23 protein-coding genes, 2 tRNA genes and 2 pseudogenes are annotated in these 25,464 nt (G+C 58.3%); 14 read left to right on the forward strand and 13 right to left on the reverse strand.

Annotated features, from left to right (window positions below):
• Positions 1–49: 49 nt before the first annotated feature.
• Positions 50–1,207 (forward strand): rubredoxin-NAD(+) reductase, encoded by a 1,158-nt coding sequence (alkT, locus tag K787_RS0112570; protein ID WP_028614897.1) that lies wholly within the window; start codon positions 50–52, stop codon positions 1,205–1,207.
• 999 nt (positions 1,208–2,206) lie between these two features.
• Here alkT and K787_RS25865 read toward each other — a convergent pair.
• Positions 2,207–3,562 (reverse strand): reverse transcriptase domain-containing protein, encoded by a 1,356-nt coding sequence (locus K787_RS25865; RefSeq protein WP_368043967.1) that lies wholly within the window; start codon positions 3,560–3,562, stop codon positions 2,207–2,209.
• A 188-nt stretch (positions 3,563–3,750) separates the two neighbouring features.
• Between K787_RS25865 and tnpA the strand changes: the two genes are divergently transcribed.
• The 4 genes and pseudogenes from tnpA to K787_RS24770 form a co-directional block, all read left to right on the forward strand.
• Positions 3,751–4,083 (forward strand): IS66-like element accessory protein TnpA, encoded by a 333-nt coding sequence (gene tnpA / locus K787_RS25080; protein ID WP_022963160.1) that lies wholly within the window; start codon positions 3,751–3,753, stop codon positions 4,081–4,083.
• Positions 4,080–4,415: an IS66 family insertion sequence element accessory protein TnpB gene (gene tnpB, locus K787_RS25565; RefSeq protein WP_022963161.1), complete on the forward strand. Its 336-nt coding sequence runs from the start codon at positions 4,080–4,082 to the stop codon at positions 4,413–4,415. The genes tnpA and tnpB overlap by 4 nt, the downstream gene beginning before the upstream one ends.
• 62 nt (positions 4,416–4,477) lie before the next feature.
• The gene (gene tnpC / locus K787_RS0112590; RefSeq protein WP_022963162.1) at positions 4,478–6,004 is read left to right on the forward strand and encodes an IS66 family transposase; all 1,527 of its coding nucleotides are present in this window, start codon (positions 4,478–4,480) and stop codon (positions 6,002–6,004) included.
• Between the two features lie 33 nt (positions 6,005–6,037).
• Positions 6,038–6,169: pseudogene (locus tag K787_RS24770) on the forward strand (transposase); the annotation flags it as partial.
• A gap of 142 nt (positions 6,170–6,311) precedes the next feature.
• Here the strand turns inward: K787_RS24770 and K787_RS23045 are convergent.
• From K787_RS23045 to K787_RS0112625, 6 genes and pseudogenes are all read right to left on the reverse strand, one after another.
• Positions 6,312–6,689 (reverse strand): hotdog family protein, encoded by a 378-nt coding sequence (locus K787_RS23045; protein WP_052185370.1) that lies wholly within the window; start codon positions 6,687–6,689, stop codon positions 6,312–6,314.
• 44 nt (positions 6,690–6,733) lie between these two features.
• On the reverse strand, positions 6,734–7,729 hold the full coding sequence (locus K787_RS0112605) for a BtrH N-terminal domain-containing protein (RefSeq protein WP_040640991.1): 996 nt from the start codon (positions 7,727–7,729) through the stop codon (positions 6,734–6,736).
• Positions 7,730–8,123: 394 nt separating this feature from the next.
• Positions 8,124–8,573, reverse strand: a complete 450-nt coding sequence (locus K787_RS23050; RefSeq protein ID WP_201765109.1) for a glutathione S-transferase family protein — start codon at positions 8,571–8,573, stop codon at positions 8,124–8,126.
• 169 nt (positions 8,574–8,742) lie between these two features.
• Positions 8,743–10,029, reverse strand: a pseudogene (locus tag K787_RS23055) (tyrosine-type recombinase/integrase); the annotation flags it as partial.
• Positions 10,030–10,254: 225 nt separating this feature from the next.
• Positions 10,255–10,330 (reverse strand) — tRNA-Gly (locus tag K787_RS0112620).
• Between the two features lie 16 nt (positions 10,331–10,346).
• A tRNA-Glu gene (locus K787_RS0112625) sits at positions 10,347–10,422 on the reverse strand.
• A 287-nt stretch (positions 10,423–10,709) separates the two neighbouring features.
• Here K787_RS0112625 and K787_RS0112630 point away from each other — a divergent pair.
• Positions 10,710–11,480: a hypothetical protein gene (locus tag K787_RS0112630; RefSeq protein ID WP_022963165.1), complete on the forward strand. Its 771-nt coding sequence runs from the start codon at positions 10,710–10,712 to the stop codon at positions 11,478–11,480.
• Positions 11,481–11,529: 49 nt separating this feature from the next.
• A complete protein-coding gene (locus K787_RS0112635; RefSeq protein WP_022963166.1) occupies positions 11,530–12,201 on the forward strand; it encodes a glutathione S-transferase family protein in 672 nt (223 codons plus the stop codon).
• Here K787_RS0112635 and K787_RS0112640 read toward each other — a convergent pair.
• The gene (locus K787_RS0112640; protein WP_022963167.1) at positions 12,186–13,088 is read right to left on the reverse strand and encodes an ATP-binding protein; all 903 of its coding nucleotides are present in this window, start codon (positions 13,086–13,088) and stop codon (positions 12,186–12,188) included. The genes K787_RS0112635 and K787_RS0112640 overlap by 16 nt on opposite strands.
• A gap of 134 nt (positions 13,089–13,222) precedes the next feature.
• On the opposite strand from K787_RS0112640, the gene K787_RS0112645 reads away from it, so the two are divergent.
• Positions 13,223–15,559 (forward strand): ATP-binding protein, encoded by a 2,337-nt coding sequence (locus tag K787_RS0112645; protein ID WP_022963168.1) that lies wholly within the window; start codon positions 13,223–13,225, stop codon positions 15,557–15,559.
• 4 nt (positions 15,560–15,563) lie between these two features.
• Here the strand turns inward: K787_RS0112645 and K787_RS0112650 are convergent, their stop codons facing one another.
• Positions 15,564–16,049 (reverse strand): glutathione peroxidase, encoded by a 486-nt coding sequence (locus K787_RS0112650; RefSeq protein WP_022963169.1) that lies wholly within the window; start codon positions 16,047–16,049, stop codon positions 15,564–15,566.
• A complete protein-coding gene (gene msrB / locus K787_RS0112655; protein ID WP_022963170.1) occupies positions 16,046–16,441 on the reverse strand; it encodes a peptide-methionine (R)-S-oxide reductase MsrB in 396 nt (131 codons plus the stop codon). The genes K787_RS0112650 and msrB overlap by 4 nt, the downstream gene beginning before the upstream one ends.
• A 101-nt stretch (positions 16,442–16,542) precedes the next feature.
• On the opposite strand from msrB, the gene K787_RS0112660 reads away from it, so the two are divergent.
• From K787_RS0112660 to htpX, 3 genes are all read left to right on the forward strand, one after another.
• Positions 16,543–17,754, forward strand: a complete 1,212-nt coding sequence (locus K787_RS0112660; protein ID WP_022963171.1) for a pyridoxal phosphate-dependent aminotransferase — start codon at positions 16,543–16,545, stop codon at positions 17,752–17,754.
• A gap of 26 nt (positions 17,755–17,780) precedes the next feature.
• A complete protein-coding gene (locus tag K787_RS0112665) occupies positions 17,781–18,209 on the forward strand; it encodes a hypothetical protein (protein ID WP_022963172.1) in 429 nt (142 codons plus the stop codon).
• A 161-nt stretch (positions 18,210–18,370) separates the two neighbouring features.
• The gene (gene htpX, locus K787_RS0112670) at positions 18,371–19,264 is read left to right on the forward strand and encodes a protease HtpX (RefSeq protein WP_022963173.1); all 894 of its coding nucleotides are present in this window, start codon (positions 18,371–18,373) and stop codon (positions 19,262–19,264) included.
• Positions 19,265–19,358: 94 nt separating this feature from the next.
• Here the strand turns inward: htpX and K787_RS0112675 are convergent, their stop codons facing one another.
• Positions 19,359–20,486 (reverse strand): ATP-NAD kinase family protein, encoded by a 1,128-nt coding sequence (locus K787_RS0112675; protein ID WP_022963174.1) that lies wholly within the window; start codon positions 20,484–20,486, stop codon positions 19,359–19,361.
• A 143-nt stretch (positions 20,487–20,629) separates the two neighbouring features.
• On the opposite strand from K787_RS0112675, the gene K787_RS25315 reads away from it, so the two are divergent.
• Positions 20,630–20,818 (forward strand): PA1571 family protein, encoded by a 189-nt coding sequence (locus K787_RS25315; protein WP_022963175.1) that lies wholly within the window; start codon positions 20,630–20,632, stop codon positions 20,816–20,818.
• A gap of 15 nt (positions 20,819–20,833) precedes the next feature.
• Here the strand turns inward: K787_RS25315 and pdxB are convergent, their stop codons facing one another.
• On the reverse strand, positions 20,834–21,997 hold the full coding sequence (gene pdxB, locus K787_RS0112685) for a 4-phosphoerythronate dehydrogenase PdxB (RefSeq protein WP_022963176.1): 1,164 nt from the start codon (positions 21,995–21,997) through the stop codon (positions 20,834–20,836).
• A 384-nt stretch (positions 21,998–22,381) separates the two neighbouring features.
• Here pdxB and K787_RS23060 point away from each other — a divergent pair, with 384 nt between their 5' ends.
• Positions 22,382–23,302 (forward strand): alpha/beta fold hydrolase, encoded by a 921-nt coding sequence (locus K787_RS23060; RefSeq protein ID WP_022963177.1) that lies wholly within the window; start codon positions 22,382–22,384, stop codon positions 23,300–23,302.
• A 54-nt stretch (positions 23,303–23,356) separates the two neighbouring features.
• On the opposite strand, the gene K787_RS0112695 is transcribed toward K787_RS23060, so the two are convergent.
• Complete coding sequence (locus K787_RS0112695) at positions 23,357–23,887, reverse strand: elongation factor P hydroxylase (protein WP_022963178.1); 531 nt, start codon at positions 23,885–23,887, stop codon at positions 23,357–23,359.
• 133 nt (positions 23,888–24,020) lie between these two features.
• Between K787_RS0112695 and K787_RS23065 the strand changes: the two genes are divergently transcribed.
• Positions 24,021–25,427, forward strand: coding sequence for an MATE family efflux transporter (locus tag K787_RS23065; RefSeq protein ID WP_022963179.1), 1,407 nt, complete (start codon positions 24,021–24,023; stop codon positions 25,425–25,427).
• Positions 25,428–25,464 lie beyond the last annotated feature (37 nt).

The raw sequence follows: 25,464 nt of genomic DNA on the forward strand, positions 1-25,464 counted from the left end.
GGTGATCGGCATTAAACAATATAGTGAAAAATATATCAGAGAGAATATTATGGCAATTGTTATTGTTGGCGCTGGTACAGCTGGAGTAAATGCTGCGTTCTGGCTTCGCCAATATGGTTATAAAGGGGAAATTAGACTTTTGAGCAAGGAGTCTGTGGTACCTTATCAGCGGCCTCCCCTATCCAAGTCTTTTCTGACAAGTGAGACTGCAGAATCCGCAATACCACTAAAGCCAGAAAGTTTTTATACGAATAATAATATTAGCATTTCGTTAAATACACAGATTGTATCAATTGACGTGGGGCGTAAGGTAGTTGCTGCTAAAGACGGAGAAGAGTACGCGTATGAAAAATTGATTCTTGCAACAGGTGCTAGCGCGCGTAGATTAACCTGCGAGGGATCTGAACTGTCTGGAGTCTGCTATTTACGCAGTATGGAAGACGCCAAAAATTTACGTAGGAAACTTGTGGAGAGTGCGTCTGTTGTTGTGTTGGGCGGCGGAGTGATCGGGCTTGAAGTCGCCTCAGCTGCGGTGGGCATAGGGAGGAGGGTCACAGTGATAGAAGCCGCCCCGCGTGTAATGGCGCGCGTGGTTACGCCGGCAGCAGCCAACTTAGTCAGAGCCCGCCTGGAGGCTGAAGGAGTTGGGTTCAAGCTGAATGCGAAATTAACGTCCATAAAGGGCAGGAATGGCCATGTTGATCAATGCGTACTTGAAAGTGGAGAAGAAGTTCAGGCGGATCTGATTATAGTTGGAATCGGTGCTATCCCTGAGCTAGAGCTGGCAACTGAGGCGGCCCTTGAAGTGAGTAATGGCGTTGTGGTCGATGATCAGATGCGTACATCGGATACCAGTATATATGCGATCGGCGACTGCGCACTGGCTAGGAATCTTTTTTTTGGAACGATGGTACGTTTAGAAACAATTCATAATGCGGTTACACAAGCTCAAATTGTCGCAAGCAGCATCTGTGGCACGTCAACGCCAGCACCAACCCCACCACGGTTCTGGTCTGATCTTAAAGGGATGACGCTGCAAGGACTTGGTGCTCTAAAGGACTACGATAAACTCGTTGTTGCAATTAATAACGAAACTGTTGAACTAGAAGTCCTTGCGTACAAGCAGGAGCGACTGATTGCAACTGAGACAATAAATCGGCCTAAACGTCAAGGTGCGCTTGGAGGGAGTATAAAATTACCTGATTAGCAATGAGGCTCAGCCACTCGAACCAACCGCAAGGGGAGTGGTGTGGGGGGCAGATAGTGGCTGCGATTAGTAGGCACGAATGCAGCGTGCTCAGATCGAAGCGCCAGTTAGTCGGGTAGCCCCCAGGCCATTGCTGGCCTAGGGCCCCCTAAGAACCGTACGTGCGACTTTCACCGCATACGGCTCAAGCCGTTGTAAGCCCGATCAAGAGCCGATCTATCTGCCTTGAATCCTTCTGGGGACAGATGGATCTTCACAATCCGCTCTGAGCTGGTCAGTTTCCGCTATACGGACTCAGGTCGCGGACATGGGAACCCCATGCTCTTACGCGCTGACCTGCACCCTTTCAGACCCAACCTCATCTTCGCTCATGTGTTCAACGACCACGCAGAAGTCTGCCCGGTTTCCCGTGGAGTAATGTTCCAACCCCTATCCGAGCCATTACAGCCCGGCATTCGCTTTCTCTGCGATCCCATACCCGCACCGCCAACAGCTCACCTTACGGCTCACCTGCCACAAGGGCAGCAATACGGGTCGCGGTAGGGACGGCAGTTACCTGCCGCCCCCCGCACAGATCCGTACGTGCGGAACTACCGCATACGGCTCCTGCCTCGGGTATGTGACGCGAAGCGGTCCTCAGGGTACGGATGTGCATTTCTGGGTTTAGGTATGTAGAGGTCGGCGAGGCGACCGTAGCGTGACCATTGGAGCCTATTGCGCTGACTGCGTCGTATGAGGGCTTGCCGCCATAGACGGCAAACCGCCGAACGAAAACCGCCAAGACGTATCAGGTTCCCCGGCACCGCGTGGTAGTTGAAGTAGCCCCTGACCACCTGGGTAAGCCACTGACCCACGACGTGAACAGACTCGTGGCGTCGGCGTTTCAGCTCATCCCGAATAGCCAGCAGCGTCGCACGCATTCGTTTCTTGACCGTCAGTCGCAGTATTTGAAAACCACCGCTTCTGTTGGTACTGCAACAGTGTGTAAAGCCCAGGAAGTCACGTCTCCGGTTTGCCTAAACCTCGTTTCCTACGATTTCTCGCAGCAAAACGACCAAACTCAATCAGTCGTGTTTTCGAGGCATTGAGGGACAATCCGAACCTGGCCAACCGCTCCTGCAACTGCACCAGAAACTGCTGAGCCTGCCATTGCGTCCTGAAACCCACCACGCTGTCGTCCGCGTAACGCACGACAATCACATCGCCACGGGCATGCCGCTGGCGCCACTGCCTTGCCCATAGATCCAGCACGTAGTGAAGATAGATATTCGCCAGCAACGGCGATATCACTGCACCTTGGGGAGTCCCCTTGGTCGCAGCCACCCTACGTCCATCCTCCATTACACCCGCTTGGAGCCACTTGCAGATAAGTCCGAGCATGCGCCGGTCTGCAATCCGGTGTCCCAGAAACATCAGCATCCATTCATGGTCGATCTCATCAAAGAACGACGTGATATCCGCATCCAATATCCAGTTTACCTTCTGACCCTTCAGCGCGACCGTCAACGCATCCAGCGCATCGTGCTGGCTGCGTCCCGGTCGAAACCCATACGAGAATCCCAGGAAGTCCTCTTCATAGATCGCATTCAGAACGGTAACAACCGCCTGCTGTACGATCTTGTCCTCCAAAGAGGTAATGCCCAACGGGCGCTGCCTGCCATCGGCTTTGGGAATGTAGACCCGCCGCGATGGTATTGCCCGATAGGCTCCGCTGTGGAGCTTTGCGTGCAAATCGGTTACCCGCTGGAGAAGACCTTCCTCATATTCTCGCCACGACATGCCGTCCACGCCCACCGCAGCATCGCGGCGCAGGGCATAAAAGCTCTGCGCCAATAACTGCGGTGTGATGTGGTGCAGCAACGCCGTGAACTGCATGCCCTTCTTCCTTCGGGCTGCTTCACGTACACCTTCAAGTCCCATCGACGCGCAGTTGATCCGGCTCAGTGTCCGGGGCGCGGGAGGCCTGTCGGTGCTTCCCTTGGCTACGTCCCTTTCCTCCACTATCTCCGCAGGGCCAGGCCCTTTGTTCGATGGCTTCTCAGGTACTACGGACGTATCCGACTTCTCAGCGACGTGAACAGCAGGGTTATGGCTTTTGGCCTTTCCTGCTCCGCCCGGCGCTTGCGCACCGGGCACCGCTGAGATCTCCCAGTTTCTGTGCGAAGGACTTCCCGACGTGCACAGGGTCTCCGACCGCGCGGGATCAGAGCATGACTGGCGTAAAACGCCATGCTCCGTGTTGCCTTCTGCTTCGCTTAACAGCATCGGCATCCCGAACTTGTGATTACGCGGCTCAATGGCTGGCCCATCGGTTTCCCCTGTCAACGCTTCACCCTGCACCTCGCGGTGCAACATGCATGACTCGGGGTCTGGTTGATTCGCCATTTCTTACCAGTATCGAACTTTCATCGACTATCCTCCGCCAGCTTTAACTGGCGCACTAAGCGTCCGGCCAACACACCTACCTGACAGCGTCGTCTAAGGCGATGGTGTCCACCTGATTTTAAGTGGACACCATTTTTAGCCTTTTTAAGAGGACGCTCATGCAACAAGAACGCCGCAGCTATTCCAAGTCCTTCAAGGCCCAGGTCATTGCCGAGTGCGCACAGTCTGACACCTCGATTGCGAGTGTCGCACTGAGCCACAACCTCAACGCCAACCTTGTTCATAAATGGATCCGGCTGCATGCGCAGAAAACCATGGCCCTCCAAACCGCCTTCATTCCGGTCAAGGCATCAACTCCGTCGCCGATCCCTCAGGCCATGCCTGCCACGATACGAATCGAAGTGCCTCATTTAAAAGGAGTGGTCGTTGTGAGTTGGCCTACAGAAAATGCAGCAGCGTGTTCCGCGTTCCTGCGAGACCTGCTGCGATGATCCGCATCGACTCCATCTGGCTCGCCACAGAGCCCTTGGACATGCGCGCCGGCACTGAAACCGCGTTGGCGCGAGTGGTGGCGGTGTTCGGTGCGGCGAAGCCGCACTGCGCTTACCTGTTTGCCAATCGCCGCGCCACGCGCATGAAAGTGCTGGTGCACGACGGGTTTGGCATCTGGTTGGCGGCGCGCCGGTTAAACCAAGGCAAGTTTCACTGGCCAGGCATTCGCCATGGTTGCGAGATAGCGTTGGATGCCGAGCAACTTCAGGCCTTGGTGCTTGGACTGCCCTGGCAGCGCGTCGGGGCTAGCGGTGCGATCACCCTGCTTTAAAAGGCTGTCATTTGCTTCTTGGCTTACTGCTATAAGCGGCCTGCCTTGGTAAAATCCACGGCATGATTTCCTCGCCCAACCTCGACCAAATGCCCCCTGACCAACTGCGTGCTTTGGCTGCGCAGCTGTTGTTGCAGGTCGACACGATGGGCAAGAAGATCCACCGCGATCAAACAGTCATCGAGCAGCTCAGTCACGAAATCGCACTGCTTAAACGGCACAAGTTCGCCAAGCGCAGCGAGCAACTGAGCCCTGACCAGGGCAGTCTGCTCGACGACCTGCTCGACACCGACATCGCGGCCATCGAGACTGAGCTCAAAGCGCTAAATCCAGCCGTTGCTTCGACCGAACCACGTCAACAGCCCAAGCGTACAGCGTTACCGGCGCAGTTCCCGCGCACCGTGATTCGTCACGAACCGGAAAACACCCAGTGCGCGTGTGGCTGCCAGCTTCAGCGCATCGGCGAAGACGTCAGCGAGAAGCTCGATTACACGCCAGGCGTATTCACCGTCGAGCAACATGTCCGTGGAAAATGGGTCTGCCGCGAGTGCGAAACGCTGATCCAGGCACCGGTGCCGGCGCAAGTGATCGACAAAGGCATCCCGACTGCGGGCCTGCTGGCTCACGTGATGGTGGCCAAGTTTGCTGACCATTTGCCGCTGTATCGGCAAGAGAAAATCTTCGGCCGCGCCGGCCTGGCAATCGCTCGCTCAACGCTGGCGCAGTGGGTCGGCCAAACCGGCGTGCAGCTCCAGTCCTTGGTCGATGCGCTGCGCGAAACGATACTGGCCCAAGCCGTGATTCACGCCGACGAAACGCCGGTGCAGATGCTCGCGCCGGGCGAGAAGAAAACCCACCGTGCCTACGTCTGGGCCTACTGCACTACGCCGTTCGTGGCCCTCAAAGCCGTGGTTTACGACTTCAGCCCGAGCCGTGCAGGTGAGCATGCGCGCAACTTCCTTGGCCCGTGGAATGGCAAGCTGGTTTGCGACGACTTCGCCGGCTACAAGGCAAGTTTCCAGCAAGGCATCACCGAAATTGGCTGCATGGCCCATGCCCGCCGCAAGTTCTTCGATCTACATGCGACGAACAAAAGCCAACTGGCCGAACAGGCGCTGCACTCGATTGGCGGGTTGTACGAAATCGAACGGCAAGCGCGGGACATGAGCGACGAAGATCGCTGGCGAATACGCCAGGAAAAGGCGGCCCCCCTTCTCGACGCACTGCACACCTGGATGCTCGCCCAGCGCGATCTTGTGCCCGAAGGATCGGCTATCGCCAAAGCACTGGATTACAGCCTCAAGCGCTGGGCTGCACTGGCTCGCTATGTCGATGATGGTGCTGTGCCCATAGATAACAACCCGGTCGAAAATCAGATCCGGCCGTGGGCTCTTGGGCGCTCGAACTGGTTATTCGCCGGCTCGCTGCGCAGTGGCAAACGGGCAGCGGCGATCATGAGTTTGATCCAGTCAGCGCGCATGAATGGGCATGATCCATATGCCTATCTCAAAGATGTGCTGACGCGCCTGCCGACGCATCGGGCAAGTGAGATTGATCAACTGCTGCCGCATCGGTGGGTGCCAGCCTAACTTACGCAAGGTGAGTTGGGCGGACGCTTACCGCTATACAAGCTGCGCAAGCAGACGGTCGAGCCGGTCTTCGGAATCATCAAGCGGGTGATGGGTTGGCGGCAGATGAGCATGCGCGGACTGGCCAAGGCCCAATGTGAATGGAGCTTGGTGACCATGGCCTAGAACATCAAGCGCCTGCATGTGCTGCGTGCAGCGTAAAGGTAGAAAAGTACGCCCCGAGGCCGTTCAAACAGCTGCTCAGGCGTGCTGATTCGTCCCCCGGGGCCGCGACCCAACTCAGATGCCTGAAAGGCACGGCGACGCGTCAAAAAGCACCTTGATCCCGCCGCGGGGGCAAGCCCGACAGGCTCCTAGGCCGGAGACAAAAGCCACGCTGTCTGTCCAGCTGAAGCATTCGGCCACCGCGCGCAGGAATGGCACGCAGGTAATCGACGCGCAGGTCTATGGTGGCATAGAGCGGAGCGCGGAGAAAATGGCCAGTCCGCACGTCGTGTCGAGCAGGGTCACCAGCGGCCCCGGTGCAACGCTCTATGGCCGTCGGCAAGAGTTTCGGAAACGGCATCGTCATCTCCGCCCTGGCGTCAGCCACCGCCACCACGTCGATACCGAAGGCGTTGAACAGCAGATGCTGGCAGCCGAAAAATGCTTTGGCCATGGCAGTTTGGCCCAGCTCCGGCTTCATATGCGATATGCCTACTCCTCTATGTGTACTGCAACTGCGTTCACTCAATATGTCAGAACAGCGTCGACATAGCGACGCTCCGCCACCCGTAAGGCTTGCAGGGCATCAGCGAGTTGCTTTGTAGGGAAGCATTCGCTCTCGGAGCCTGCTTTCAGCACCAGCGCCAGCGCTGTCCAGCATATGGCACAACCTGTCATTAGTTCCGGCAGCTGCAACTCGCTGATGCGTGGATCAGCCGATGCGGCTTCCTCCAGAAATTCTGCGTACATCTTGCGAAAGCCACCGCCGCCCGTGCCGCGCCGCTCGATAACTTGATAAGCAAAACGCGTCGTCCAGCGCCAATCGCCCTCGCTCTCCCAGCGGCCAAGATCGGCCAGCCAGGTATCGAGCGCGGCCAAGCCGGTATTGTGTCCGCCCTCCAGCAGCAAACGCGCGTTATGGCGTATAGCTGCCGCCACCCGCTCGACCGAAAGCCGGGCATCAATGGCGGGAGGCGCGAACAAGTTGCCAGCATGAAGAAAGGGAGGCAGTTCCGCGAAGCGTGCACGCGCTAGGGCGGCACGTGCCACCGGGATGGGCGCTGGGCGCTCAGTATCCGTCACCAGAATGCAACCATCCGTCGGTTGGCGCTGCCAGGCCACGATGGCATGGCCGGGAAAATGCGTGCGGCTGGCAAAGTACGGCAGGTGAAAAATATCGGTCAGCAGCAGGGCCGGGCACCCCTGGTCGAGCAGGCCATCTAGCGCCTGCGCGCCCTCCTCGACCGAGCCGTAACTTGTCCAGGCGAACGGTACGTCAAGCGCCTGAAATACCCGCTCCTCGTATCCCAGCGAGCGTACATGGACCAGAAAGGGTGTCGGCGTACCGGGCAGCGTCAGGTACGTGATGCCTAGCCCCGAGCCTAGCCCAAAACACATGGCCTCGGTCAGTGTCGTGCCATGGAACTCGAGCAAGTCCCGGATAGCCGAACTCCCGCAATGGCGGCCGGGCCGATGAGGAATGGCGAGGGCGGGGGCAATCTCTTCAGTGTGCGATGACATTATCGATTTACCTCTCTTGAAGACCGATGAATGAATTTTGGCACATAACATTCCGTCACAATCTGCGTTGCTTTGAAGGGCTGGCCCGGTCAATTACCCAGAACGTTTCAGGTACGGCCGGCGAGTTCAGCACTCGCGTCAGGCGGCCTGCGCCAGCACCCGGTCACCGAGCACAGTAGCCGAGGCCAGGTACCGGGTCGATCATTTTCACCAATCACAGGGATGCAACAGCGGTGGCCTGGCCGATTCCCCGAGGTGCGTCGGTGATGAATATAACCTTGCCCGACACGCTGCTTCTCAACGCCGAGGCAGGGCCGACCAAAAGCGAAGTCGGCAGCGAACGATTGACTCCGGCGTCAATGGCGAGTGCTTCTGGGATCCAATGGAGTCGAGGTCACGGATTCAGGCATACATTATCCTCACCCAAAACCTCTTGGCAGCGGGCGCTCAAGAGTTGCATTGCGACGTCAAACACGGCGGGGTCTTCCAGATATGCTATGGTTGCGCGAGCAACTTCCTTCTGCCTATTGCCCCATTCGGCGCATTGCCAGGTCTCCAGATCCGGACCAAGGCCCGGGGTCACGTGGTGGAAATAGGTGCCCACCGGACTCATCAGGCCGTTTTCAGCCCGCAGACTCATCATCGCGATGCGTGCGCGTTCCTTCGGGGTTGCGCCCATCAGGGACGGACCGTCAAAAACGCTGTCGATATATTCCGTGATAGCGTTGCGCTGGGCGATGCAGGTGCCATCGTCAAGCTCCAGCAAGGGTACGGTGGCATCCGGATTCTTCGCCTTGAACGCGTCGGAACGGTGCTCGCTGCCCATCGACGGGGACGAATTCAACCTTATCCGTTGCGCCCTTCTCTGCCAAGGCGATGCGGACGCGAAACGGGTTCGTCTCGCGGGGCTGTAACAGCACCCGATAACGCTGCTACGAATCAACATCCCTTACCTGCTGCTGCACCGTATGCTCCATTAGGTATCCAGATCCTTCTGTACCCTCGCCCAGCAACGGCACATCATCAATACGAATGGTCAGGTGCGTGCTGGCCGCCGCCACCTTGCCCTGCTCCAGCAGATCAAGCCGGTTGGCCCAGTCCTGCATCATCCTTCGACGAGGCTCTACATATAGGGCGTGGTTGTAGGTCGCGCTGACTTTATTGGGATCAGCGTGCGAGAGTTGCGCATCCACCCAAATCTTGGGGTAGCCAATCTCGTTGAGCGCCGTGGAGAGCGTGCCACGAATGCCATGACCTGTGAGTAACCCCTCGTAGCCCATGCGCTTGAGCGCTGCATTCAGCGTGTTCTCGCTAATGCGCTTCTTTAGGTCGCCACGGTGGGCCAGCAGGTGGCGTTGGGCTGGTTTGACCAGCTCCAGCAGATAGCGAACGACCTCGATGGCCTGGACAGATAACGGCACGATGTAGGGCGGAATGTCCTGCGGTCGCTTTCCACGCTTGCGCATGCCGTCCTGCAGTTGCTTGACCACCTCGGGTGGAATGGTCCACAAGCCGCGTTCAAGATCGAACTGATCAGGGGTCGCCAAGCGCAGCTCGCCGGTGCGCACGCCGGTCAGCAGCAACAGACGAATCCCAAGTTGCGTGGTGATCGTGCCCCTATAACTGCGCAGCTTGCGCAGCAGCTCGGGCAACTGGTGCAAGCGCAGGAAGGGGTTATGAGCAACGGGGGGTTTGGGGGCTGCAACCACGTCCAGATCGGACGCAGGGTTAGCCTCCAACCCTCCGACTTTTACCATGGCAAAGCGGAACAACTGCCTGAGCCAGGAACGCACCTTCTCCGCAGTTGTGAATGCCCCGCGCTGCTCGATCCTGGCGAGTACGTCCAGCAGATTGGGGCGGCGGATATCGAAGATGGTTACGGTGCCAAGGGCAGGCAACACATCCTTGTCGAAAATGCGCTGGATCTGCGAGAGCGTGCTCTGCCGCCCTTCCTTGAGGTCCAGCCTGCGGTGTGCAAGCCACTGCAGATAAACTGCCTTGAAGCTGTTTTCCGTCGCCAAGCGGACAGCGTGGAGCTTTTGCTTGCGGTCGATCTTGGGGTTTATACCTTTCGCGGCCAAGGCACGGGCCTCATCACGCAACGCACGCGCTTCCCGAAGGCTGACGGCCGGATAGGTGCCCAGGGACATCCGCTTCTGCCTGGCGGCCCAGTAGTACCTGAAGTGCCACGACTTGCCGCCCTTGGCGGATACCGCCAGCGAGAGGCCATCGAAATCACGGAGGGTATAGTCTTTGCCGGTCGGGCGGGCCTGCCGGACGGCGACATCTGTAAGTGCCATGAGCGAACTCCTGAACAAGAGTCAGGACCCGATACTTGCCTCGCCGACCGCACTCCTCCAGCAACAATCCGGAAACCACAGCCCCCGTAAAGGTGGACTCAAAAATGGACTTAAACGCCCTGGCTGGGGGTAGATTCCGGTAGATGTTGCTGGAACGAAATAAGGGCCGTAAGGCCCTTTTTTCAATGACTTACAGACTTTGGTAGACGCCTGTAGATCATAATCTGGAGCGGGAAACGAGACTCGAACTCGCGACCCCGACCTTGGCAAGGTCGTGCTCTACCAACTGAGCTATTCCCGCAAATCTGACGCCGAAGTGGCGTCCCCTAGGGGACTCGAACCCCTGTTACCGCCGTGAAAGGGCGGTGTCCTAGGCCACTAGACGAAGGGGACACAGTTCCGGACTTCACAGTGCCAGGTATTAGCCTGGCTACTTGCTGCTGCTTGGCGGTTGCCTTGTTCGCTGCAAGTGGCGCGCATTTTATGCATGCACCGTAGTAGCGTCAAGCCCCAAGTCGATCTTTTTTCAGGTATTTCCACCAAACCAGCCTGACATGGCGCCAACAGCAACATGAGTAGCGCGGTTAGTGGGAACGGCCTTTTGCGATGAAACCTTTCTTAACGGCCCTGATTGTGGCATAAAGTTCAGCGATAGCTCCTGGAAAAAAGAGAGATATTCCGTGTCCCCCTTACTCATCGGTATCCTGGTCGCAGGCGGCGTTCTTATTCTGCTCAGCATTGGTTTCATCAACCACAGTCTGGAGCAAACCAAGCTTGAGCGTGCACGGCTCACTGCTGAGCTGAATGCACGGCTGAACATTTGCCAGACTACCGGCAGTCAATTGCCTGGTCAGTTCATGAGCCCCGAGCTGAAAAAAATCCTGATCAGCTATGAAGCGCATTTGCTCGGGAAGCTGCTACGCGTAGACCGCAAAAACCAACGGGCACAACAGCAACTCGATGCCAGTCGGAATTTACTCGCGCAAACAGATATCCCGGTCGACAACGCTCCGCTGAAAATTGATAACCCGGTCGCGGCCAAGGAAGTACGCTCGCAGCTGGAAAACCTGCAGCATCTGCTGACCCAAGCGCACCACGACGGAGTACTCGACAAGGCGAGCCTGCAGCAATGGTCGGTGCAGATTCGCCAGCAACTGATCGCCCTCGCATTAGACATGTTCCAGATCATCGCCGAACAAGCCATGCGGGAAAACAAGCCGCGCGTCGCCAAACTGCAATATGAGCGCGCAATCACTTACCTGAACAATCTCAAAAGCCCCGCGTACACTCAAGAGCTTGAGCGCTACAAGCATTTAATGAAGATGGCCGAGATAGCCACCATTCGTGCCGAACAGGCCAACACTGGCGACTCCAGTGAGTTGACTGCCGGCTTGCAGGAATTGGAGCAAAGCGACGCGTCCTGGAAGAAAAAAGCGGTCTACGACGACTGATTCCTCGTCTGCACCGCATCCTACCCAACCTCAGCCAACGGATTCCTGCATGGCCCTGACCCTGTACGGCGCAATACTCTCGCCCTTTGTACGCAAGATTCGCATCCAGCTCGGCGAACAGAATATCGCCCACGCGCATGTGCCGGTGCCACCCATGCAACAGCCCGATTGGTATTATGCGATTAGCCCGCTGGGCCGCATCCCGGCGATACAGGATGGCGAGGTCGCGCTAGCCGACTCGGCGGTAATCGCTCAGTACCTGCACGAAACCTACCCCGGCTCTACGCTATACGGCCACAACAGCGCAGAAGCCGCCCGAGTGCGCTGGCTGGAGAAATACGCCGACTACGAGCTCGCCGCCTACGCCACCTTCACCGTATTCAGCCAGCGCTTTCTGGAGCCGCTCAAGGGCGGCCATACCGACGAGGAAGCGGTTCAGGCCGCATTGCACGACCAGTTGCCGCCACTGTTTGACTATCTGGAGAGAGAGCTGGGTGAACAGCGTTACTTCCTTGGCGAAACCTTCAGCATGGCGGACATTGCCGTCGTCTGCCAACTGATCAACCTGGCCCACGTTGGCGCACTGATCGACGAGCAACGCTGGCCCGGCCTGGCCTCACTGCTTAGCAGAGCAACCGGGCGCAGCACCATCAGCGGGCTATTGCCCGCCGAGCACCAATTGGTCGCCAAATACACAGCCCGGCGTCAGGCGCCAGCCTGACCTCGCTCCAGCAACTGCCGGCCCACCCAGGCACGGGCAAACTGGCTGGCACACCGGCCGTTTCGGTTACCGCGCGATAACGCCCAGCGTAACGCCTCTAGTTGTAGCGCGTCATTCCAGGCCCAGTCGAGCTGATACTGGGCGGCAACTTCCTTCAGCCAGTGCTGCACCACCGCAAGGTAATGCTCTTGGCTAAACGGATAAAACGACACCCACAGCCCGAAGCGGTCGGACAGTGCTATTTTCTCTTCTATTGCCTCCCCCGGATGCAGCTCGCCATCGACCATCTGTGCCGCTTGATTGTCGCTGCGGTGCTCCGGCAACAAGTGCCGGCGATTCGAGGTGGCGTATAACAGCAGATTCTCCGGGGCGGTCTCTACACTGCCGTCAAGTACCGTCTTCAGGGTTTTATACGCACTGTCATCCGCTTCAAACGCCAGGTCGTCGCAAAACAGCAGGAAGCGCCAGGGTAGTCCACGGATTTGTTCGACCAGGGCCGGCAAATGCAGCAAATCGGTTTTGTCGATTTCAATCAACCGCAAGCCTTGGTCGGCATATTCAGCCAGCAAGGCCCGTACCAGCGAAGATTTGCCCGTCCCGCGAGCGCCCCAGAGCAACGCGTTATTGGCCGGCAGGCCGGTGACGAACTGCCGGGTATTGGCCTGCAGCAGGCTCTTCTGTCGATCAACACCAATCAAGTCCTGAAGATGCGCTTCACTGCCGATCAACAGCGGTCGCAGCCAACCACCCGAACCCTCCGCCATCCAGCGTGCGGCTTGGGTGTGCTGCCAATCGATCGTAACCGGCCGCGTTTGATCCGCCTGCTCGAAACGGTCTATAACCGCGAGCACGCGCTGCATAAATTGCTGCGCCGAGATTTCTGACATACTGTTCTCCAAATACACAAAGAATGCCACGCAACTGACATGACCACCAAGCCTGGCCAGCAAGCGTCTCCGAGAGTGCACACTCGGGCAAAGCTGAACTAAGCTCATGGCCAGACTAGAGCAGACGGACACGCATGAATATTCGCTTTACTGACCGCCTTTCCTTCAAGCAAACCCGTCTTGGCGTACTAGCTGCATTTATACTTGGAACCCTCTTGGGGTTAGTTCAGGTCATGGTCGATTATCGCGCAGAAAATGCCGCCATCGACAACGAAATCCGAGCCCAGATCAACGTCAGCCTGGGGCCGGCCTCGCGGATTGCTTACAACATTGACGCCGAATTGGCCCTGGAACTGGTCAACGGCTTGCTCAGAGCCCCTCCGGTAATCCGCGCCGAGATCATCGACAACAATGCCGTTGCACTGGCCAGTGTCAGCCGCCCCATGGCCAGCAGCCCCTACCGACCCGTAAGCGATGCATTATTCGGCCGGCGCCGCACCTATTCCCAGCCGCTACTTGTCAACCACGCGCCCAACGAGTTGCTCGGTCATCTGGTCATCGAAGTAGACACCTTCCACCAGGGTGCCAATTTTCTGCGCAGGGCTGGCCTGACCATGCTCTCGGGTTTCATTCTCAGTCTGGTATTGTCGCTGGTGCTCATGGTGCTTTTTTACGCCATGCTGACCAAACCCCTGGTGCGCTTGATTGACGACTTGCTCAACATGAATACCGAGGGCGACGACCGCAGCCGCCTGCCCTGCCCCGATCACCACGAGCGTGATGAGATCGGCGCACTGGTCGAAGTGATCAACCGTCAACTGCAAAGCATCGATGTGACCATGCGCCAGAAGCTACGCGCCGAGGAACGGCTGCGGCAATACCTGGAAGAGCTGGAAATCATCGTCGAGGCGCGCACCACCGAACTGCAGGAAACCAATGCCCAGTTGCGCCGCTCCAACCAGGATCTGGAAACCTCGCGTGAAGAAGCCCTCGGCATGGCCCGGGCCAGGTCGGCCTTCCTGGCAAGCATGAGCCACGAAATCCGTACCCCGATCAATGGATTGCTGGGCATGATCGGGCTGACGCTGGATAGCCCTCTGAGTAGCGAACAGCGCCAGCAACTGACCATCGCCTACGACTCGGGCAAGGTCCTGGTAACTCTGCTCAACGACATTCTCGACCTATCGAAGTTCGAAGCCGGCAAGTTGCAGCTGGAGGCCATCCCCTTTGACCTCGGCACCTTGCTGGAAGACACCGCCAATCTGTTATCGCAAAATGCCGGCAAGCAGGGCGTGGAGCTCACCTGCCGCATAGATCCGCTGCTGCCAGGCCTGTTGGTCGGCGATCCGACCCGCGTGCGCCAGATCGTCAGTAACCTGCTGTCCAATGCCTTGAAGTTTACCGAGCATGGCTACGTCGCAGTGCAAGTCGAACTGGAACCGCTGGTCAAGGGCGGCCAGCAGGTGCGCATCAGCGTGCGCGATAGTGGCATAGGTATCGCCGAAGAGGCGTTAGAGAACATCTTCTCGCCCTTTACCCAGGCCGACGCGCAGATTTCCCGCCGCTTCGGTGGCACCGGGCTGGGGCTCGCGCTGTGCAAGAGCCTGACCGACGCGATGCAGGGTCAGTTGACGGTAGAGTCCGCGCCAGGCCAGGGCAGCACCTTTAGCGTTACGCTGCCCGCCGTTACCCATCAACAGGCAGCCACATTCGAGTACCCGCCGCCCTGCAGTGTGGTGATCTGGAACCAACAAGGGCGGCTACAGGGGCGAATTCTGTATGAGATGCTGCGCCACTGGCGCCTCAACTGCCAACTGCTCGATTACAACCCCAATCAACTGTCCAGTATGAGCACGCCCGACGCCGATCTCTGGCTACTGGACAGCACACACCTGGCGCACCACCTCAAGCAGCAGCCTGCCCCGCCACGCTTGCTGGTCTGCCCCTATGCGCAACTACTGGATGCCGAGCAGGCGGCCAGCCTGAATATAGCGCACCAGGTGCCGAGCCCGCCGGCCCGAGCGCGGCTGGCCAAGGCCATCGAGCGTGCACTGGGCGGCCAGGATCAGGAAGCAGAAAAGGCCCAGAGCGAGCCGGTGAAAACCGGCAAACGTATTCTTCTGGTCGAGGACAACATCGTCAATCAGATGGTTGCCAAAGGCATGCTGACGCGGCTGGGCCATGAGGTAGAGGTGGCCGAACAGGGGGAAGCGGCATTGGCCAGGCTGGAGACCGGCCACTATGATCTGGTCCTGATGGACTGCAACATGCCGGTCATGGATGGTTACGAGACCAGCCGAAGAATGCGCGCCGACCTGCGCTGGCGCAGCATTCCCATCATTGCACTGACGGCCAACGCGCTGCAGGAAGACCGCCAGCGCTGCGAGGCCGCAGGCATGAACGACTATTTAGCCAAGCCGTTCAAGCGTGAAGACCTGCAAGCCCTGCTCAGCACTTGGCTACCAAGCTAAGGTGCTACTTCAATAGGGCTTCGATATCGCCGGTCAAGTCATCCGGGCTGGTACTGGGTGCATAGCGTTTGAGCACCTGACCATCCGCGTTTACCAGAAACTTGGTGAAATTCCATTTGATCCCTTTGGTGCCGAGCAAGCCTGGTGCTTCTTGCTTGAGGCGAACGAACAGCGGATGCGCCTTGTCACCGTTAACATCCACCTTGCTGAACAGCGGAAAGCTGACACCGTAATTAAGTTCACAGAACTCGGCTATATCGCTCTCACTACCCGGTTCCTGTGCACCAAACTGGTTGCAGGGAAAGCCGACCACGCGCAAACCACGCTCGGCATAATTTTTCCATAAGGCTTCCAAGCCCTTGTACTGGGGCGTAAATCCGCATTTGCTGGCGGTATTGACGATCAAGTAAGCCTTGCCCTGCAGATCGGCCAGGCGAGTTTCCTGGTGGTCGATCGTCGTGCAGGGGATATCCAGTACCGTGTCGGTCATGAGCGTGGCTCCAGGCGCAGGCAGATGGAATTGATGCAGTAACGCAGCCCGGTAGGTGGCGGGCCATCAGGAAATACATGGCCCAGATGCGAGTCACAGCCGGCGCAGGTGACTTCAGTGCGCTGCATGCCGTGACTGTGATCGTCCACCTCGTTGATCAGCTCTTCGGCAATTGGCGCGTAATAACTCGGCCAACCGCAGCCGGCGTCAAACTGCGTCGCCGTATCAAACAGTGCCGTGTCACAGGCTACACAGTGGTAAACACCCGGAGTCGTATTAGCGTAATAGGCGCCGGTAAACGGGCGCTCGGTGCCTTTCATCCGGCACACCTGGAACTGGGCATCATCAAGCTGTTCACGCCAGGCGTCCTCGGTCTTTATGACTTTCTTCATGATTCACTCCTCGGATGGTGTTGTCGGACTTTCCCAGTCAGGGCCGCACAACGTATGATGCTGGTTTTATCCACAATCGGACAGCCCCCAGGGAAAGTACCATGCAGGTTAGCAAGTCGAATAAATTGGCCAATGTCTGTTATGACATCCGCGGACCGGTTCTGCGCCACGCCAAACGCCTAGAAGAAGAAGGCCACCGTATTCTCAAACTGAATATCGGCAACCCTGCGCCCTTCGGTTTCGAAGCGCCGGAAGAAATCCTCCAGGACGTTATTCTCAACCTGCCCACTGCCCAGGGCTACAGCGACTCAAAGGGGCTGTTTGCAGCCCGCAAAGCGGTCATGCATTACACGCAGACCAAGAACATTGCTGGCGTGACGATTGAAGACATCTATCTCGGCAACGGCGTCTCCGAGCTGATCGTGATGTCCATGCAGGGCCTGTTGAACAACGGCGACGAGGTGCTGATTCCCGCACCCGACTACCCACTATGGACTGCCGCCGTGAGTCTGTCCGGTGGCAAGCCGGTGCATTACCTGTGCGACGAGCAGGCCGACTGGTATCCGGATATCGACGATATCCGCAGCAAGATCACCCCGAACACCCGCGCCATGGTCATCATCAACCCGAACAATCCGACCGGGGCGGTCTATTCGCGGGATATGCTCGAGCAACTGGTGCAGGTCGCCCGCGAGCACAACCTGATTCTGTTCGCCGACGAAATCTACGACAAGATTCTCTACGATGGTACCGAGCACGATTCAGTCGCGGCCCTGGCCCCCGACGTGCTGTGCCTGACCTTCAATGGCCTGTCGAAATCCTATCGGGTGGCGGGCTTCCGCTCCGGCTGGATGATCATCAGCGGCCCCAAACACAATGCCCAGAGCTATATCGAAGGTATCGATATCCTCGCTTCCATGCGTCTGTGCGCCAACGTGCCGGCGCAGCATGCAATTCAGACAGCCTTGGGTGGTTATCAAAGCATCAATGACCTGATTCTGCCCGGTGGACGCCTGCTGGAACAGCGTGATGCCGCCTGGGAAATGCTTAACGACATTCCTGGCGTCAGTTGCACCAAGCCCAAGGGCGCGCTCTATCTGTTCCCGAAACTGGATCCAAAGGTCTATCCGATCCATAACGATGAAAAGATGGTGCTCGACCTGCTGCTCCAGGAAAAAATTCTGGTCGTCCAGGGCACCGCCTTTAACTGGCCATGGCCTGACCATTTCCGCATCGTCTCGCTACCACGCAAAGACGACCTGGAAATGGCCATTAGCCGGATCGCCAATTTTCTCAAGACCTACCGTCAGTAGTCAGCCGGGTACCCAGGAGTTGCGGCATGGCCGATCTGCATATCGAGGACTTTTATCAGGACGTCGCTGGCATCCTGCTGGGGCTGTACAACAGCTTCCCGCGCCCGACCACGCTGTTTGTCAGTGACCTGGTTGGCGAACTGGAACCGGATGCCTTTGGCGTACCAGCCCCTCGGCACCTGGCCTGCTTCAGCGCCATGTTATGGCTGGCTGATGAAGGCTTCCTGCGCTATACCGAGGCGATTCGTCAGGAAGCCATTGATCAATGCTGTTTGACCGAGCGCGCTTTTGTACGCCTGGCCACACCGGTCAAGGCGTTTCACGACGACGCCCTACCACCCAGCATAGCCAGACAACGCGCAACCCTGGCCCAGCAACTGCGTGATGCGCGGGCCAGTCAGTCGTCGACCCACCTGGCCAATGTGGTTCAGCACTGCTTCCAAAGTCCAGCCTAGACGCTTTGAACTAGAGCGCTTGCACTACACGATTTGAAATAGACTGGCGATTGAAAGGCGCACGGAAAGACCCAATATAACCACACACAAGATCCGGACGCTCTGCCTATGGGAAGCAGGTGCGGTGCCCGGCAGAGTTTTCATTACTGGAGTTTCACCACATGATGCGCATCTTTTTGTTCCTGGCAACCAACTTGGCGGTGGTACTGATCGCCAGTATTACCCTGAGCCTGCTCGGAGTCGGCAGTATTCACGACGGCCAGGGCGGCATGAACCTGCAAGCGCTATTGATTTTCTGCGCGGTGATCGGCTTTGCGGGCTCCTTTATTTCGTTGCTTATCTCCAAGTGGATGGCCAAACGCAGTACTGGCGCGCGGGTGATTGAAACCCCGGCCAACCGTCAGGAGCAGTGGCTGATGGATACCGTCGCGCAACTGGCCAAACAGGCCAATATCGGTATGCCAGAAGTGGCGATTTTCCCCTCGCGGGCACCCAACGCCTTTGCCACCGGCTGGAACAAGAACGCCGCCCTGGTAGCGGTGTCTGACGGCATGCTGCAGCGCTTCAGCCCGAACGAAGTGAAGGCGGTCATGGCCCACGAGATTGGCCACGTAGCCAACGGCGACATGGTTACCCTGTCGCTGATCCAGGGCGTGGTCAATACCTTCGTGATGTTCTTCGCCCGCATCATCGGTAGTTTCGTTGACCGCGCCGTCTTCAAGAACGACAGCGGCCGTCCCGGCATCGGTTACTTTATCGCGACCATTTTTGCCGAACTGGTGCTGGGTATTCTGGCCAGCATTATCGTCATGTGGTTCTCGCGCCAACGGGAATTCCGTGCGGATGCAGCCGCCGCACAACTGGCCGGTAGCGCCAATATGATCGCCGCGCTCGAGCACCTGCGCGCGGAACAAGGTATTCCGGTAGAGATGCCCGGTGAAATGGTCGCCTTTGGTATCAACGGCAGCCTGAAAAACGGCCTGGCCGGCCTGCTGATGACCCACCCGCCGCTGGAACAACGCATCGCCGCGCTGCGGGCTGGCAACTTCCGCTAAAACAAGCTTTAAGCTGCAAGCTAAAAACAAAACCTGCGAAGCCTAGGCTTCGCAGGTTTTTTTGTGGGGTTTGCTTGTAGCTGACCGCTCCGCGCTAGCTGGCCTGCCAACTGGCAGGGTAGAGCATCTCCTCGCGATAGCCACTGAGCACCCGGCGCAGTCCGGTTAGCTCTTCATCAAGCTGCGAATCGCCGCTATCCAGCAGGAACGGCCTGCCTGCCAAGGTTTTGAGTTTGCTTTTGGTCGCAACCACCAACAGATTCTGCGGGCCGGCGGCGCGCACTATACGCGGTGAGATCTGCTGATTGCCGCGGCCGAGGATGTGGCCCTGACCACCAATGGCAGTGACCAGGATGCGTACTTTTTCTGCATCCTGCAGCAGCTCCCATAATTGCTGCTCGGTCACATCGCGGCCGATCAGTTGGCCACCTCGCATGACGTCCACGCCCAGCAGCGACCCTTCCAACCCCAGGGCCTCCAGCAAGCCCAAGGTGGTCGAGCCTGGGCCCATCACCCAGGTCACCCCTTCGCCCTCCTCCTGCAGCCCGGCAGCGATGTCGTCGAGAACCAGGGTCTCCTGTTCGCGGCCACCCTGTTTCACCTGCTGGACGAAACGTCCCTCTTCCGGAATCGACAGCTCGCCGTAATGGCGGGTGCGCACCTGCCCCTCACGGAACGCTGCTTCGTCAATATCACGCACGTCAGCGGCGCCCAAGCGCACCAGCTCGCCCTTGACCAGCAAGGCCACTAGCTCGCCGGCCGCACGCGGGTTGACCGCGTAGACGCCCGAGTGAATCTTCACCCCAGCCGGGATGCCCAGCACCAATTGCCCAGGCCCTGCGCTATTGCAAATATTCCGCGCGGTGCCATCGCCCCCGGCAAACAACAACAGGTCGACGCCCAGTGCCTGGATCTCCCGCGCCAGGCGTTCGGTATCCTCGGCAGCCGTTTGCTCGCCAACCAGCTCGCCGACCACCTCATGCTCAAAGCCCAGCTCTGCAAGCAACGTAGCGCCCATCAACCCCGGCGCGGCCAGTATCTTTAGCTGCTCGCGCAGCGGTCGCAACACCTCCAGGGCGACCCGCACACGCTGTTGCGCCAGCGGCTCCACACCCATTGCCAGCGCCTGCTCGGCAACACCGTCCGAGCCCTTGAGCGCAGCACGGCCACCCAGGCCTGCGAGGGGGTTGATAATCAGACCCAAACGAAATATCGGCGTCATAAAACCTCTTGGAAAACACATCCGGTGGAGCAAAAGGTGGAGTAAAAACTGTCATCTGGTGGTCACATGCATCACCTATCCTGCGATCAAGCCAGAGCAATAACTACATGGCGCTGAATGCCTGAAAACCGACGGAGAAAACCATGACTGTACATGCCCGCCAGAACCCAGCCGCTTACGCCGATATGCTGCGCCAACCGCCCAACTTCACTGGCGGATGGTTGATCGATGCCCACGGACGGGAAATTGCCATCACCGATGACATGATCCATCAAGCCTGCGCCGAGCTGGATCAACAAGGCTTCGCCGCTGAGGATTCTGGCGAGAATTGATCGCTTTGACGCGCATCACGCCAGCGTAAATCCGGCAGCATCTAGCAGCGCTCGGCTCGCCTCAGGCATCTCACGGGGTAGAGTCAGCGTCAGCAGCGGGTTCTCGCGGCGCAGCGGATAGCTCTTGCGCAACTGGTCAAACCCTAGACGGCAAGCATCCCCCGCGTTTTCGGCGTGGCTGGCATTAAGCAACATACTGCGCATGCGCGCATCATCATCGCGCACATCGTAGACGTAGCGCAGCGCTCGCTCGAGGATGTGGTCAACCGGCGTCTGCCCATCGACTTCCAGGCGTGCCACGCCACACGACGGCGCCAATGGCTCAAGCTGATGCTGCACCGGGCTGCCAAGAAAGGCACACAGCGCCTGATAAATCTGCTCGGTTCCACGCAACTTTCCATCCAGGCTGTAACCCGCTATGTGCGGAGTCGCCAGCGCACAGCTGGCAGCCAAATGCTGGCTTACCAGCGGCTCCTGCTCCCAGACATCCAGCGCCACCTGCAGATCCTTGCGCTCGGCCAGCACCCGTTGCAACGCCTGTGCTTCAATCACCGGACCACGGCTACTGTTGATTAGCCAAGCGCTCTGGCGTAAGCGCTCTAGCCGAGGCTGGTCGAATAAATGCCAGGTCGCATGGGCGCCTTCACGGGTCAACGGCACATGGCAACTGACTACATCCGCTTCCGCCAATAAGGTATTCAGGGTAACGAACCCAGCTTCGCCCCGTTCAGCCCGCAGTGGGTCACATAACAAGGTGCGTATACCCAATCCACGCAACGTGGTTGCCAGGCGGCTGCCCACCTGCCCCACGCCGACGATACCTACCGTTCGGCTTTGCCACTTCAGGCCAGTACGTTCAGCCAGGGTCAGCAGACAACTGAGCACATATTCCACAACGCCTCTGGCATTGCAGCCGGGCGCACTGCTGACATGGATACCCGCCGCCGCAAGCCAGGGCAGGTCAAGATGGTCAGTACCTATGGTGCAGGTACCCACGAAGCGCACCGGCGTACCCTGCAGCAGCTCGGCACCTACCCGCGTCACCGAGCGCACCAACAGGGCATCGGCGTTGCGCAGATCGGCCCGCGTAATCTGCCGGCCAGGCAAGGTGGTAATACGCCCCAGCGAGGCAAAAAAACCATCCAACAGGGGAATATTTTCGTCAGCAACGATGTGCATTTCGGGGGGTTCCGTGACCATTTGTCAGTAAGATCAATATTGCCTCTTGCAGGAAAGATCTGCGACTGCTTTACTCAAACCCGTAAGTCTTAATGTGACCAATGAGTCGCAAAGCTTTTCTAAAAGCAACTCTAATAGCGCTTCGGCACTTGTGCCATTTTGAAGAACCTGCCTGAATCCGCCGTAACGCCTGCAACTACCCATTGCATACGGCTGATTGTTCTTCTCACCCTCTCCCGTGCATAACAACAATGTCCACCACAACGGCCAGCGATCTGCTTGCCGGGGAATAACCGCTTTCCGGCCCGCTGGCCTACTGCCCTGACTTGCGCGACGGCTCAATGCTGCTCGCCCAGACCTGCACAATGACGGGAGACAGGGAATATGGATGCACAGACCGCAGTGATCAACAGCCAGGGGCTGTTCAACGTTCATACCGCGTACTATGCCAGCCCGGCACCCCGCGGCACCATCATACTGGTTAATGGATCGCTGGCGACGACCACGGCCTTCGCTCAGACACTGCGCTTTCTGCAGAGCGATTTCAATGTCGTGTTGTTTGACCAGCCCTATGCCGGACAATCAAAAGCGCACAACCGTCATGATCAGCCCCTGTCAGCGGAGCAGGAGGCGCATCTGCTACTGGACCTGATAACGCATTTTCAGGCGGATCATCTGCTGTCTTTTTCCTGGGGCGGCGCATCGGCATTGCTGGCCTTGGCGCAAAACCCACCGAGTCTACGCAAAGCAGTGATCATGGGCTTTTCGCCCGTAGTCAATCCGGCCATGCGTGCCTATCTGGAGAGCGGGATGCAAGTACTCTCCCAGTGCGACCGGCGCGGCGTGGCCGAACTCGTCAACAACACCATCGGCAAGCACTTGCCTTCACTCTACAAGCGTTTCAACTTCAGGCACATCTGCAGCCTGGACGAGCATGAGTACCTGCAGATGGCCGCCCATGTCAGACAGGTTCTTAGTCTGGACAGCCACTGTTACCTGCAGGACGCCGAGTGCATCGATATTCCGATGCTGTTCGTCAATGGCGAACTGGACGAGTACACCAGTGCCAACGATGCGCTGCAGTTCAGACGCTTGATAGACAACTGTGAATTTGCCCGCATCGCCAATGCCGGTCATTTTCTCGACGCTGAAAACAAACACGCATGGGAGCAGACGCGCGATGCAGTAATGGGTTTTTTGCTCCCCGCCGAGCGCACGGTCAAGGCCTCAACCTTTCAAGGGCGGCACCAGACCCTGCTTGGCGGCACCATTGAACCCTCGCCTGCCTTATTGGCCAGCCCATAACGCTATCTGCTGGGCACGGCGAGCCGGCGTACCACGCCATGCTCGCCGGGCAGTTCAACCCGCAATGAACTCCTCACGCTCAAGCGATCGCCCTGCGCGGTAGACGCCCGTCAGCGCTTGAATGAAACGGGCCGGACGCTCAGGGAGCCCTGCATCCAAATACCGCACTACCTGGTCATGCACTGCACGCTGAAACGGCCCTGGGTCTGTTTCTTCACCACTGAGGTTGTCCAGGCTGACCCGGAACGGATGGGCCGCCGCGACGCAGAACATCCATTCCAGGGCCTGCGGCTTGACCTCTACCTGTTCAAAGGTGCGCTGCTGCTCGGCATCGCGACCATCGGGTGCATACCAATAACCGAAATCCGCCAGTAAACGTCGTTCGGCCCCGGCCACACACCAGTGCGCCACTTCATGCAACGCACTGCGAAAGTAATCGTGGGCAAAGATAATCCGATGCTGAGACTGCTCGGCTGTAGCGGGCAGGTATTCGGGCTCCTGCCCGCCGGCCACCAGGCAAGTGTTGTAATCCAGCGCAAAGCACTCGGCAAAAAGACCAATCAGATCCTGACAATCGTGGGGCATAATTTAGCTGGTTGAGTTCTTGAATTAAATAATAGGATTGAATAGCTGGGCTGTATTGCGTCGATGCACAACGCCGATGGACAACGCCGGGCAAGTTGTTAGGATAGGCCGCTTTTCTCCAGACCGAGCCACTATGACCAGCAGAAGATCCGCCACCTACAAGCACCGCAGTGTAACAGAATTGCGTGTACTGATCTGGCTGGCCCTGCCCATCATCGCGGCGCAAATGGCCCACACCCTGCTGGGGTTTGTCGATACCGCTATGGCTGGCCGGGTCAGCGCACTGGATCTGGCCGCCGTCGCGCTGGGCAACTCTTTTTGGGTCCCGACCTTCCTGTTTCTGACCGGCGTACTGATGATCATCACCTCAAAGGTGGCGGCCAATAACGGTAGCGGGCACAACGAACGCAGCGGTGCGCTGGTGCGCCAGGGCGCCTGGCTCGGCGTGATCATCGGCATACTGTGCTGTGCATTTCTATTCTCGGTCGAACCGATCCTGCACTGGATGGACGTGCCGCCCGACCTGACAGCCATTACCATGGGCTATCTGAAAGGCGTCGCCTTGGGTTTTCCCGCAGTAGCGCTGTACCAGGCCTTGCGCGGCCTGAGCGATGGTTTGTCGCAGACCAAACCGACCATGCTGATCGGCTTTCTTGGCCTGGCGCTGAATGTGCCCGCCAACTACATTCTGGTCTACGGCAAGCTTGGCTTCCCGGCCATGGGCGCAGTCGGCTGCGGTATCGCTACCGCCCTGGTCATGTGGTTTATGCTCGGCTGCATGCTGGTCTACCTCAAGCGCTCGTCGCTATACAACGCCTGCCGGCTGTTCGAACGTTTCGACTGGCCACGCTGGCAAGACCAGCGGCATCTGCTCGGCCTGGGACTACCGATCGGCATCGCACTGTTTGCCGAAACCAGCATGTTCTGCCTGATCGCACTGCTGATCGGCGGGCTCGGCGCGGTAGTGGTCGCGAGTCATCAGGTCGCGCTGAACTTCTCCTCGCTGACCTTTATGGTGCCTTTCAGCCTGGGCCTGGCGATTACCGTACGGGTAGGCCATAACCTCGGGCTGAACGGTGCCCGGGCTGGCTTGTTCGCCGCCAAGATGGGCTTGGGCGTCGCCCTGTTGTTTGCCTTTATTGCCGCCGCGATCATGTATGGCTTCGCCGACTGGATACCCCTGCTGTACACCAATGATCAGGCGGTGATCGGTCTGGCGGCGCAGCTGTTCATTTACGCCGCCATCTATCAATTCTCGGATGCCATCCAGGTGGCCTGCGCCGGTGCCCTGCGCGGCTATCAGGACACCCGCCTGCCGATGCTGCTAACGCTGATCGCCTATTGGCTGATCGGCCTGCCCAGTGGTTACGTACTGGGCCTGACCGATCTTCTCGGGCCAGCGCGGGGCCCGGCCGGATTCTGGCAAGGCCTGATTATCGGACTGAGCGCCGCCGCCGTGTTTCTCGGCTTGCGCCTGGCGTTTGTCGGTGCCAAGCGCAAACGCACGCACCCCTATGGCGTAGCAGGAAAAATCCAGTAACGCCTGTTTCGCCTGACGCAACACCGGCGTGCCATAC

Source organism: Halopseudomonas pelagia CL-AP6 (assembly GCF_000410875.1).
In the GTDB taxonomy this organism is placed as follows: domain Bacteria; phylum Pseudomonadota; class Gammaproteobacteria; order Pseudomonadales; family Pseudomonadaceae; genus Halopseudomonas; species Halopseudomonas pelagia.